Source organism: Pseudomonas sp. S07E 245 (assembly GCF_019599025.1).
In the GTDB taxonomy this organism is placed as follows: Bacteria; Pseudomonadota; Gammaproteobacteria; order Pseudomonadales; family Pseudomonadaceae; genus Aquipseudomonas; species Aquipseudomonas shirazensis.
Window position 1 is genome coordinate 2,748,492 of the sequence record NZ_CP080625.1, and the last position, 13,192, is coordinate 2,761,683.

Sequence of the window (13,192 nt, forward strand, 5' to 3'; positions counted from 1 at the left end):
CACACTTACTGAAGGTCCAGCGTCAGGGTGTTGCGACTGTCTGCTCCGGCACCGAAGGTGACCTTGAGCCGATGCGCAATGCCGAAGTTGTCGATCAGGGTGAACGACAGCGGCGTGTCCAGGACTTTGCGGTAATTGGTGCCTGCGGTGTCATACCAGTAGGCGAGGTTCGGTACCCGATCCAGAGTCAATAGCAGGCTGCCTTCAGCGACGTCTTCCTGGCCCTTGAAGCCATAGTCGAGTTCCTTGAAAGCCACTTGCCGTTCTTGCGCCAACAGCTGCAACTCGGCCTGGTATTCGATACCTGTCGATGTCGGCACTGCGCCCCGGTAGCGGCGCGGTTTGAAGGCGTAGCCGGTGTACGTGCAATACGACTCCTTGAGCAGCTCGCTTTCCCAGCGGATCATCGACGCTTTATCGAAACTAACACTGGTGAATTGCGTGTCCCTTGCGCTGATCACCCAGTAATCGGTGGTGTAGTGCCAGTAGTTGAAGGTATCCAGTGGCTGGCCGTGATCGAAGCCCATGCGACGGGCCACGCGCTTGGGCGCGATCGCGTAGTTGCCAAGGTTCGGTGGCGGTACCACCACCCCTTCGAGCTGCACGACGCCCTTGGTTTCGTCCTTGAGCTCGGAGTAATGCCAGGCATTGGCATGATCCTGGAACTTGGCCTTGAACTTGCGAACCTCTGCCTCCAGGCAATGCACGTACACCGTGACGATGCGTCGGGCATCAGCCGGCGCCAGCTGCGGTGCCGGCGTGGCCTGGGCGCTGCGGTTGGCGGTTGGCAGGTAGTCGAAGCGATTGCGCACCTTGCTCACCGCCCAGTGCTTGCCGTCGCCGGGTTTATCCGGGTCAAGCCCTTCGCGCCCGGGCAGCAGGTAATCGACTTCAGTGCCGTCCTCATGCAGGATCACCAACGTCGACAGCTCCAGGTCGCTGACCGGGTCCCAGGCCGTACCGTCATCGTCCTCGAACGAGTTGGTTTCAAGCAGGATATCGATGCCCACCTGCTGCAACCCATTGGCCAGCACCCGGTTACGGTTGGCGTTGTTGAGCGAAACCTCGAACCTGTTCAGGGTTTTCCAGCGCGCGCGCAGGCTGGCCATTTGTTGCGGGCTGTTACGCTGGTGTTCGATCACCGCAAAGCCGGCGTGCATACCGGCGATGCCGGCGACCACGCTGACCTCGCCCGCGCCGCTCTCAGGCGCCGTGTACTCACCGGTCGCTCGGTCGATTTCGCCGGCACCGAACAGTACCCAGTCATCAGCGGGGAAATCGGCCAGGGCGAACGTCTGAACACCGCTGGCGGGCATCGTGCTCACATGGAAGGGTTCTACGTTCAACACTGGCGTGTAGTTGAGAATCGCCACGGTCGCATAACCGCTGTCCGCGCCACGGGTGACCTTGATCCGCTGCAGCACGACCTGCGCCGCACCGGTCTGATCCTTGGGCACGAACTGCGCCGTACCCAGGTTTGCCGGGTCGGGCTGCAGACTGCCGTGCGCTGCGCCCTCCAGCTCCCAGCGCAGGCCGTCACTCTGCGACGCGCTCAGGCTGACCGGGCCATCGCCCTTGCCCCACAGCACCACCCTCGGCGAGATCGCCAGGGACTCGCTGGACTCGACCAGCAACGCCGTACGCGGCTTGCTGTCTGCGGCATCGGCCACGTGTGCGGTGACCACCACCACTTGCTGATCGCTGACGAAATCTTCGCGCGCAGATGCGGTATAGCGGCCTTGACTGATCGCACCGCACGCACGTGGATGGACGAGGTTGCGCGCCGACCATGCGCTGGCGGGTGTTCCGTTCAGCTTGTAACTGACCTGCCGGGAGGCCGCGACACTGCTCAGGGCGGGTTGCAGATCACTGCTTTGCGCAGTGGCCTCGAGGTCACCGAACAGAATCATGTCGTGCGGCAGGTGCTCTTCGCTCATGCGCACCTGATAAGCCTGGGGTAGCAGCATGCGCGTCAGGGTATTGCTGGCCTTCTGGCCCAACAGCGGCGCACGAAGTCTGTCGACCAGCAGGGCGGCATTGTAGTTGCCGCCACCGGCATCCTTCGCCGGCAGCAGGTACGGCAGCGCCGAAGGGACGTCACCTGCGGCGGCACTACCGCGCAACTGCAGGAGCAGCAGCACGGCACCATCGTCTGCCGGTGACGCGCCGCTGCCAGCGCCTTGCGGTGCTTTCTGCGCGACTACATTGAAATCGGCCACCGAGGTTGCGTCATAGCCGAGCATGTCGAGGGTCATCACCGGCAGTATCCACTCGGGGCGTTGCTCACCGAGTTGCTGCTGGATGAAGTTACCCATTGCGCGCCTGGCGATATCGCTCATCCCCAGGTTGCAGGTGGGCTCAGTGGCAGCCCCCAGGTCCAGGATCAACTGGCTCTGGCCGGACGCTTCCAGCGGGACCACCTGCAGCACCGCCTGCATTTCCAAGTGATAGCCCATGCCCTGCAGCAAGCGATGGCTGCGGCGCAGCCAGTCGGGGGCACCTGGATGCTGGCCGATCGCGTAGCAGGTACCGGCGATCAGCTCCATGCTGACCGTGACCTGCGCCGTTTTCCCGCTGGCATGCTTGAACGACAGCTGAGGCGGGCCGAGCATGAGGTTGTCGAAGACGACCTTCTCGGTGCGGTTTTCCATGAAGTACTCGCCGCTGATCGGCAAGGTGAAATCCTGGGTCGCGAACGCATCGACGAATTGCGATTCAAGCAACTGATTGAAGCGATCACGTCCCAGCGCGAGGATCGCGCCCCAACCATGCAGGGCATCGCCCTTTTTCAGCTCATCGAGCAGGGTTTGTTTAGCGTTGCCAGTCATGATCAGCCCTTCCTTTGAGTGCTGTGCGCGTGCACATGCTCGACCAATTCGGTGTAGGCCTGGTCATATGGCATCGGCAAGATGGTGTAGCTCCAGACAAGGGCCGGAGAAGTCTTGTCAACCGCGGCAACGATGATGTAGTCACCCTCGGCACCTGGCGTGTAGATCCCTGTTTCAGCCAAGGTGCCCTCACCCTTGACCAGGAACCACTGGGTATTTTCAGCTGGCACCTCCACCGAGCCGCCGCCCCAGCTTTGCCCCCACAAGCCCAGTTTGAGCGTATTGCCCGGTTGCGCAGTAACCTTGAGTTCGGCGGTGGTGGAAATCCAGGGCAGGACGACATCCATGGTCTCTGTTTGTGCACCCGCACTCACCTTGACCGTATCCAGCTGCATCAGGGAGTCGATCGTGCCGCTAGCGCCTGGTTGTTTGGTCGGCGCGACATAGATCCGCACCTCCTGGTCCACTGGGATGTCCAGGTCCGAGTCTTCAGCGCCCGGCGTGCGCAAGGTGCCTTTGGCCCCGGGTGCCATCGACCAGGTCAACGGGGCGCCCAGGCTACCGCCGGTCACGACATAGCGGGACGGTTTCGCAGGCGGCTCGCTGGAGAATTGGCCACTGAGCAGGAAGGGGAAGACCGACACGCTGCGGGGAACGACGGTCACCAACGCGCGGCTGAGCTGGTCGCCGACCTTGGCGGTAACGATGACCCGCTTCGACGTACCGGTGATGGTTTCGCTGGCCGGCGCGTTATACACACCGTTGACGATCGTGCCTTTGTCGCCGGTCTCCCCTGGCAGGTGGTCGACAGTCCAGGTCACCGTACCCGAAGGGCGTGGCGTCAGCTGGAAGGTTTGGCTGGTACCCGCAGAGAGCGAGGCATTCAGCGGTTCGACGGCGAATGCGGTGAGCTTGGGTGCCAAGGTGCCCAGCAGTGACAGGTCACCAGGGGCCTGGAGGCTCTCCGGCTCGGCAGCCTGCTCGCTGCGAAACAACAGGCTGTTCAAGCGCAGGACGTCCAGCGAGACCCCGGCGGCATCTACGGCAGCGGTAAAGGTATCGAACTTCTCGACGACCTGAGCCAGGAGTTTGGGGGCAGTATCACGGCGAATGTAATCCTGGAAGGGGCCGATATTCCAGTTGGTATCGTCCACCTGCTTGACGTCCACAGTGGACGTGACCGCGTCACCCTTGAAAATGACACTGCCTTTGCGCGCACCACTGGTCTGCAGTTCCGATACGAACTTTTTGGTGCAGGTAAAGGTAAACTCAGCCTTTCGGCCCTCTGCCACGACCCACGACTCGGCATATTTGAATCGGGATGAGAAGGTGCCGACCGCCACGGCGCGCCACGAGAAAACAATGTTGTTGTCTTCCACACGGAAATTCAGCGCGCTACGGCTCGGCTGCAGATCGAAGGCATCATAGGCCTGCCATGTCACCCAGTTATCGCCATCGAAGTCATCGCGGCCGGCCGGGAACGCGACATTGGCTGAGCCGAACTCAACCCCTACATTGAAACCATTCTCCACCACATAGGTCGGCACGGTTTCGGTAAAGCCAGGCACACTTCTGAGCAACTTCACCAGTACCTGCTGGGTCCAGCTGGCATTGCTCAAGAGCACGTTCATGGTGTACGGCGCATGACCACTGTTCGGCGCAGGCTCGGGCAGCAAGTACGGCATGTCCTGGTCACGGGTTGGAAAATCGCCCCCCTTCGCGCCGTTGAAGGCGACACCGATCACCACTGCGCCCTCTTCTTGCTCAGCCCGATCGGTGCTGGCTACAGATTGCCCGGCGTTGGCCAAGGAATGGGTGCGTACCGCAAACGAGGTGGGGTTGAGCTCACCCTCGACCGGCTTCAGCGTGTTCAGCTCCCACACCCGCTCCTCGATCGGTAGCGCGGCAAAGCTCCGCTGAATAGCGGCGCCGACCTTTTCGTTCAAGTCTTTCCAGCTCGACACTTCGAAGGTGTAGCCCGAACCCTCGGAGAGGTCCAGGGTCACCCGTCCCTGATCGGTGATAGTGCCGTTGTTACTTTGGTTGAGGTTGATATTCATGCGCACGGCCGGTGCACTCAGCGGGTCGAGCCGCGACAGCCCCACCAATTCGATCTGCTCACTGCCGGTCTTTCTGCGCAACTGTTTGAGTTTGCCACCTTGCATAGACATGCTCAAACGGGCCGCCGAACTGCTGATGTTCGAATTGACGAAGGACAGGCTCGGCTTATCCATTGTCAGTTCGGAAACATCGGTCCAGCTGCCGCCTTCGGTTTCCACTCGCACGCTGATCGGTTTCAACCAACGGCTGTTGTCAAAGCGTTCGATATGTTCCTGCGCCAACAGCATGTTGGTTTTGAAACGGTCATACACCAACAGCGCACCCCAGCCTTTGGTGCGGGGTTCACGTTTCAAGTAAGTTAAATAATTTGCGAATGTAAGCTTAGCCATCAGGGTCTTTCTCCTAACCTATCGAGTCGTCATGAACAATTCTGCGAATTGCATGGAATTGCAGGCGATATGAATCGCCAGATAAACCTGGAGTCGATTTGGATTGTTTGCTATCAGTCAGTGTCCTGGAAGGCAGCTTGACAACGTGCCAACCGGGGTTATTGAATGGTATGAACTAGCGGTTCAACGTTAATGTGATACTACGAAACGGCGTGTAATAGTCCCCGCCGTCAAAACTGAGTCGTGGCGAAAGTGTGAAACGTTCGCCCATTACCAGCCCTTGCAGGAATGCCCTGGGCAACTTTGCCTGTACCCCTTTCTCGGCTTGCTCGGCCGTGACCGGAACGCTGTCGAGAATCACCTCCTCGACCTCGCCCGTTGCCGTCAGGCCGCTGGCTACCAGCGTCAGCAGTTGGCCTTCTTTGCCGAACAGCCAGGTCCCCAACGTCAGGTCGGCACCCGCAGCAGGAACCCTCGACAGTGACAGCCCCCCCGCATCAGCCTGGGTACAGTTGATCTGCGGGTAGTTGGCGCTGGGCACCGGCGTGATCCGAAGGTTGTACGGCAGCGAGTCGACATGGCCGTTAGCTCCGATCAACCGGTAGAACACCGGAAAACGCCTGGACTCGTCCCGGTCACCGCGGCCAAAGTTCGCCGGTACATAGTCTTGCGGAATGAGGAAGCGCAGCGGGTTGGCCTCGCTGACCGGCGACTTGGCGACATACTGGCCCAGCGCTGACTGGCCCATCCAGTGAACCTCGGCTCGCTCGCCCGGGGCCAGGGTGTCTGGGGGCACCACCACATAGACTCCGCCTCGGGCCTCGAGAGCGGGTATCCGGCCTGAGCCAGGCGCGTTTTCCGGGATGGCACTTCGGACATCAGCGGCAAGCAAGGTGCGTATCAATGCCACATTGATCAGCAGCTCCCTGGAGCCCAGACTGGCGCCCTCGCGCCCATACTGGTAGGTCAAGCGCACGCTCGCGCCCGCGTTGTGCACCAGGTTTTCGGCAGGCACTCGGAAATACATCGAATCCGCCGTCACGCTGCTGAGGTCTACCCGCGCCGCCTGGATCAGGTCACCCGCCGGGCTACGCCAATGCAGCACTACATGGTCCGCCACGGCCATCCCCGGATAACCTGGCACGCGAAGGGTCAAACCGTTGCGAAAGCGTGCCGGGTCCAACGGCTCGCCCTCGGTGTGGCCCTCGATGGCGGGTGCATCGAGCAGGCCGGGGAGGGTTGCGCTCGAGTCGATCTTCCAGCGCTGCGCAGGCGAGTCCAGGCTGCTACCGTCAGCCAGGGCAATGCGGTAATGGCCTTCTACACATCCGTCTTCGAGGAAACTGAACCAGTTCTTGGGAACGTTGGCGGACAGCGGCTTCTTGTCGAAATGGTCTTTGTCCACCGTCAGCACAGTCGACCAGTCATCGTCCTCGACCCCATCTTCGTCGTAGCCCACCAGCTTCACGGTGATCTTGTCACCGACCTGCATGGCCTGGTAAGGCGCGACCACCAGCGTGATGACCCCATTGGAGGGCAACGCCCGTGGCTGCAGGGTCAGGTCATGCGAGGGCAAGGCATGCAGCACCGACAGGGTTTCCGCCGCGGGCTTTGGACGCAGGCCCAGGTAGCAGATCTTGCGCAGTGATTCCGGCCCTTCGTTGACGCTATAGGAATACACCGCCAGCCCCCCTGCGGCGGCGCGAATATCTTCATTCTTGATAATGACTGGATGACCGCTCACCAGATCATCCGGGCCCACCTGACGTACGGCCCCGACATCGTCGAACGGCTCGCCGCTGATACTGGCGCCTATCCAACGCGGCCGGAGCAAGTCACCATCTTGCATACCGGTATATTTGATATAGGTCAGCAGGTCCTGGTTACCCAACGCATCCAGGTCCAATTCATTCGATTCATTCAAATCAGGAACTGACGGTTCTTCGAGCCCTGCCGTCTGTTGCACACTCATGTTTAGCGACCTCAAATCAGAGACGGAACTTATTTAACCGCCGCATCGCCAGCGGTTGCCGGGCCTCAGTTATAAGCCGGGTTGAATGAGTCGAACAGCTGGCACAACTACTAGGCTGCTCACGGTGAACTCACCAGCCCTCTGGATTCGCCAGCTTGCGGCCAGCCTGCGCGCACCTGTGAATGTTACGAGGTGCGCACCCAGTCAAACTCTCCTAGCCTGCCAATCTTCAAACAGCGCTGCACGGCACCCGCCAATTGTGCTCACACAGGCCCTGCACGCACGTGTGAACCAAACTATTAATTCACGAGGTTAGTGTTTCATGACCCCTAACAACGCACGCTTGCAATCTGCGGTGATCATCGTCAGCGATCCCGATCAAGATTCAAAGATTCTCAATATCCCGGCAGATGCCAACGGTCGAACCTTCACACTAGACCTCACCCGAGGCAATACCCAACTGGGCAGACCGCGCAAGATTCAAATGGACGACTTACCGTCTGCCACACGCATCACACTCGCGTCCAGACAACTGAACAGTGACGGTACACCACAGTGGTGGATGCGTTTGAAAACCACTCACCAGACTTCAAAGTTGGACAGCCACGACGTCGATTACTTCGTTAATGGTTATCTGGCGAACGACTTTATCAAGGAAGGCCTGGGCATCGTCGTCGATGCAAAGACTGAAAATAATATAACCCGCGACACCCTCGGCAAAGTCACCGTCGACACGTCCCCTGTCCCCCCCACCCACTGAGCTGAGTGGTTTCACCTGGAGCACTGTATGTCTCTGCATTCCAATGCCTTCAACTTCATGAGTTTCGTTCAGGGCAGTGTCGACCCACGCACCGGCCAATATGCACTGGGCATCGACCTGCCGGCACTCAACCCCAACGCACTGTGCGGCCCCGATCTGCCCCTGCAGTTGAGCTTCAACCCGATGAACGAACGCAACAGCGGCTTCGGCATCGGCTGGAGCCTTAAACTGACCCGCTTCAGCCTCGCCGATGGCATGCTCGAGCTGCACACCGGCGAAAGCTTCAAGGTCGCCGATAACGGCCCTGGGCAAACCGCGGTCATCGCGGAGCGCAAACTGGAAAGCTTCCAGTTCAGCAACATCAGCGAAGGCGAACACAAGCGCTTGCGCATTGCCCATAAATCGGGCCTTGTCGAAATCCTCGAACCCCAGGGCCCAGGCTTCGACGTGGCCCTGCCGGTGCGGGTACTGGCGCCCTCCGGGCATGGCGTCGACCTGACGTATCAAGTCCTCAACGGCCAACCGCGCCTGGCGTCGATCAGCGACGACAGCCAACGCACCCTGCTGAGCATCGACTACAGCGGCAACGCCCGGGTACTGCTCGACCTGCACCCCGCGACCGACGCCCATGCCCGCTTCACCCTGGGCCTGGAAGGCGACCAGCTGACCCGGATCACCCTGCCCGGCACCGACCAGGCGGGCTGGGACTTCACCTATCGAACCATTGGCGGCTTGTACTACCTGACTCGCTTGGCCAACCCCATCGGTGGCGTCGAGACGGTGGCCTACAAGGAAGACGGTCACGCGCTTCCGGGGGTCGCACGCACGCTGCCCTATGCCGCCGAACACATTCTCCAGCCTGATCCGCTGGATGAATCCACCCACATGAAGAACACCTACACCTTCAGCAGCAATAACTTTCTCGGCTATGGCGCCGGCGTCACCTGGTCCGACCAGGGCGAGGACAACCTCTACAAGTCGACCCAGGCCAACTTCAGCTACGACTCCACCGCCAGCCATTACCTCGATGGCCAGGTACTGCGCACCGTCAAACGCAGCTTCAACCGTTTCCACCTGATGACCGAACAGGTCACTACCCAACAAGGCTGCATTGAAACCGTCACCACCACCTACCATGAACTGCCCAACCTGCAGTTCGCCGACCAGCCGAACTTCTTCCAGTTGCCGCACACGGTGACCAAGACCTGGACCCTGCAGGGCAACTCGCAGGACCGGCGCGCGGAAACCCTGCAAACCCGCTATGACGCGTTTGGCAACCTGATCGAAGAGACCAACGCCAATGGCATACGCACCGTGCGCGAGTACTATCCCAGAACGCAAAGCGACGGCTGCCCGGCGGACCCGGAAGGCTTCGTGCGCAACCTCAAATGCGAGACGGTCTACCCCGCCCCGGTCGACGACGAGACGCTGCCCGCCGCGGCGATCAAACGTAATCGCTATCGCTATACGCTGCTCCCTGGCCTGAGCCGGAACACCCTTCAGACGCGGGCTGAAGGCTGGCTCGCACTTGCGCAGGAGGATACCTTCGAGGTCACCCTCGATCAGGCCAAGGAACACGAAGCGCTGTTGCACAGCAACCGTCGCAGCTACCTGAACCTGCCCGACAAGCCGCATCTGCACGGTCGCCTCGACCAGCATCAGTTCAGCATGAATGGCGTTTCCGCCAGCCGCCGCTGGCGCTACGAGCTGGTCGATGACCCTGCCGGGCAATCGACCTGGCTGCAGACACGCGAGACCTACAGCGCGCCATGTGGCACCCTGGAGACCACTACCCGTTCGGCGCAGTCGATCATCAGCGGCCATCTGGTCGAAGACCAGGACACCCTCGGTGTGGTCACCCGCTACCAGTACGATGTGCTCGATCGCCTGGTCGAGCAGACCACCGCGCCCGATGACCCGACCTACCGGGCCACCCGCCGCTTCGCTTACCCGATCCTGCAAGAAGACCGCCGCACGCGCAGCTGCGAGGAAGTCACCGACGCCAAGGGGGTGCTCACGCGCATCGTCTACGACGGCCAGAACCGCCCGATCAGGGAAGAGCGCGAAGTCGCCATGCCAGGCGACCCGCAACAGCGTCTGAAGTACACCGTGTCGACCATGCGCTACGACTCGGTCGGCCGTCTGGTCGGTGAAGCCTTCCATGACTATCCGACGCAGCCGGCGGATGCCCGGGCGCTGACCCCGGACGTCACCCTGAGCTATAGCTACGGTTACGACGGCTGGGGCCGACGCAGTGAAGTGACCCGTCCAGACGGCGTCAGGGAGCTGACCCACTTCACCCCGTTTGGCGACGGTGGCGACCGTCTCAGCCACTGGTCCGAGAGCCCGGATGCACCCGGGGTCAAGCAACAGCTGCGGGTCAGCCAACTCAATGCGTTCAACAAGCCGGTGTTCGAGTACCGCCAGCTCGAGCAGGGAGACCAGCCAGCGCTCCAGGTGGGGCGTAAGGACTTCGTCTATGACGGGCTCGGCCGCTGCGTTCAGGACACCTTCAGCTTCACTGACAACAGCACCCAGGCAGTACGCCGCGTGACGCAATACACCTATGACGTCTGGGGCCGAATGGTCGAGACCGTGCGTCCGGATGGCAGCGCCCTGATCCGTCACTTCGCCGCGCAGAGCGCCAGTGAACTGACCACCGCCTTGCAGGTGCGCAAAAGTGCCGGCAGCGACGCCGAGACAGTCTGCGAGCGTGCCTTTGACGGCCTGGATCGGCTGGTCAAGGTCAAGGTTGGCCCGCGCCTCGAAGAATACGATTACCGCAGCACCACCCCGCTGGTGGAGAAGCGCACGAGCTACAGCCTCGAGCGCACTGGCAAGGGCCTGCGCAAGCGGGTGATCGGCTACCAGTACCTGCCGCAGTTGACCGTGCAGCCGACCCACGTCAGCGCCCGGATCGAAGTGGAGGGTCAAAGCGCGCCCAGCAGCGAATTGCAGGCCAATTATGCCTACGACGCGGTGAGCGCAGAGATTGCCAGTGCCGCCAATGCCAGCGGTAGCCGCGAATACCACTACTCCGCTCAGGGTCACCTGCGCGCAGAAACCTGGAAAGTCGCCGACCAGCAACAGCATCACAACGCCTACCGGCACTCGCTGCAAGGGCGAATCCAGGCCCGCGAGCACTCCGATGGTCACGACTGCCACTATGCCTATGACAGCCTCGGGCGCGTCACCCGCGTGGACCAGGGCAGCCTGCACTGTACCTTCGGCTACAACAGCGAAGGCTTGCTCGCCTCCACCACCACCCGCGACAGCGACAATGCCGATCGCCAGGTGCAGTGCACGCTGGCCTACGACGCGCTGGGACGCGAGGTTACCCGCACACTGAGCGTCAATGGCAGCGAACAGCAGGTAGTCAACCTGACCTGGCTGGACAACGACCTTCTTGCGAGCCGTACCTTGCACCGCGCTGGCAAACAGGTGCGCAAAGAGACTTTCGAGTACGATGAGCTCGATCGCCTCTTCGAACATTGCTGTGACGGCGAGGCACTGCCGCGCAATGCCAAAGGGCGGCCGATCAGTCTGCAGCAGTTCCGATTCGACGAACGAGACAACCTCACCCGCTGCGTAACCCAATTCGCCGATGGCACCAGCGACCGAGCCGACTTTACCTACGCGACGGATGGCAGCTTCAAGCTGACCAAAGTGACCCATCGCCTGCTTGAGGATTACCCCGCAGAGCAAGCGTTCGACTACGACGAATTCGGCAACATGCTCAATGACGAGCAGGGGCGCAAGCTTGAATACGACACCCTCGGCCGCCTGCAACGGGTGCTGGAGGTCGACGGTGTGACTCCGTTGGTCGAGTACCAGTACGATGGCCATGATGAGCTGGTGGGCTCGCTGCACGGCGGCACTCGCCAGGTCGACCGGCGCTTCCTAGGTCAGCAATTGCACTGCACCTCGCAAGACGATGTGCTGACCCACTACCTGTATGCCGGCATCCAACCGCTGGGGGTGCAGCACTACCCCGCCGATGCCGACGCCACGCAACTGCTGCTCAGCGACCTGTCGGGCAGCGTCATCGGCGAATGCGATGCGCAGGGCACCCGCCACGCAGACTATAGTGCCTACGGCGAACGGCCCGATGACAATGGCATGCGCAGCCTGCTGGCGTTCAACGGCGAAGCCCGTGAAGAGGCGCTTGGCTGGTACCTGCTGGGCAACGGTTATCGTGCCTACAACCCAGGCTTGATGCGCTTCCACAGCCCGGATTCGCTGAGCCCCGAAGAGGCCGGCATCAACCCCTACCTGTATGCACTGGGCAACCCGGTCAACTGGCGTGACCCCACCGGGCACCGGGCCGAAGGCGTCTCGCCGGATCGCGATCCACCGTCGTATGTCGATCCGCCGGAGAAGCCGAAGACACCGTGGGGCGCATGGATCGGCGTAGGCATCGCCGCCTTGATGCTCGGCGTGGCGGCCTTCACCATGCCGTGGACCGCACCGGCGACCATTGGCCTCACGCTGAGCTATGTTGCCGGTCTGGGCGGGGTGGCAGCCAACGCAGCGGCGCTCGGCATCCAGACCTACACCGCAATTACCGGAGATGACAACGCCAACCTGACCTACATCGCCTACGGGCTCAGTTTCATGGGCGGCTTCATCGGGGCTGCGGGGATCAATGGCACTCGCGCTGCACTTGGCGCAGTCAAGGCGGCGCAGTCTGCGAAAGCCGCGGCCAGTTACCAAGCGGGGAAAAAAGCCTTGTTCGACAATGTCTCCAAGGTCGCCACGGCCACGAGCAAGGTCAAAGGTAATGCGCCAGCGGGGCTGTCGAGGTCGCCGAGTTTGAGTGGACCCACCAGAAGCTCGATCGCCAACTTGCCCGAGCCCGACGCAGCCATGGGAAGCAGAACCGGTTCACAAAGTTGGTCAGGGCTGGACCTAGAGATGTTCGAAAACGCTTCCAGTCCGTCACCAGTCGCTTCCCCGGCACTCTCGCGCGCGAGCTCAGCGTCGAGCGTCAATCCGGTAGCAAACAGTGGCCATACAACTGCCACACCAGGGGCGGCATCCCCATGGAGACCAGTGCCCGCTGACTTTACCCAAGTGGGTAAGGGGCAATACATCGCCTGGAGAGATAATCACCAGCAATGGAGAATCATAAATGGCTAAACCTGAGGGTTGTCGAGCCTGAGCACGCTCTGCGCCATGCAGC

General features: G+C 61.3%; 5 protein-coding genes. 2 read left to right on the forward strand and 3 right to left on the reverse strand.

Annotation, left to right across the window (positions count from 1 at the left end; all coding sequences use genetic code 11):
• Positions 1–5 precede the first annotated feature (5 nt).
• From K3F44_RS12675 to K3F44_RS12685, 3 genes are all read right to left on the reverse strand, one after another.
• Entirely contained in the window at positions 6–2,828 is a 2,823-nt protein-coding gene (locus K3F44_RS12675; protein ID WP_220632362.1) for a hypothetical protein, read from the reverse strand.
• Positions 2,829–2,830: 2 nt separating this feature from the next.
• A complete protein-coding gene (locus K3F44_RS12680; RefSeq protein WP_259406992.1) occupies positions 2,831–5,242 on the reverse strand; it encodes a hypothetical protein in 2,412 nt (803 codons plus the stop codon).
• 211 nt (positions 5,243–5,453) lie between these two features.
• Positions 5,454–7,250, reverse strand: a complete 1,797-nt coding sequence (locus K3F44_RS12685) for a hypothetical protein (RefSeq protein WP_220632364.1) — start codon at positions 7,248–7,250, stop codon at positions 5,454–5,456.
• Positions 7,251–7,572: 322 nt separating this feature from the next.
• Here K3F44_RS12685 and K3F44_RS12690 point away from each other — a divergent pair, with 322 nt between their 5' ends.
• Both K3F44_RS12690 and K3F44_RS12695 read left to right on the forward strand, forming a co-directional pair.
• Positions 7,573–8,010, forward strand: coding sequence for a hypothetical protein (locus K3F44_RS12690; protein WP_220632365.1), 438 nt, complete (start codon positions 7,573–7,575; stop codon positions 8,008–8,010).
• A 27-nt stretch (positions 8,011–8,037) separates the two neighbouring features.
• On the forward strand, positions 8,038–13,149 hold the full coding sequence (locus tag K3F44_RS12695; RefSeq protein WP_220632366.1) for an RHS repeat domain-containing protein: 5,112 nt from the start codon (positions 8,038–8,040) through the stop codon (positions 13,147–13,149).
• Positions 13,150–13,192: the final 43 nt, after the last annotated feature.

Coding starts and splice junctions, on each gene's coding strand:
- K3F44_RS12675 (WP_220632362.1), bottom strand. CDS start 2,828: ATGACTGGCAACGCTAAACAAACCCTGCTCGATGAGCTGAAAAAGGGC.
- K3F44_RS12685 (WP_220632364.1), bottom strand. CDS start 7,250: ATGAGTGTGCAACAGACGGCAGGGCTCGAAGAACCGTCAGTTCCTGAT.
- K3F44_RS12690 (WP_220632365.1), top strand. CDS start 7,573: ATGACCCCTAACAACGCACGCTTGCAATCTGCGGTGATCATCGTCAGC.
- K3F44_RS12695 (WP_220632366.1), top strand. CDS start 8,038: ATGTCTCTGCATTCCAATGCCTTCAACTTCATGAGTTTCGTTCAGGGC.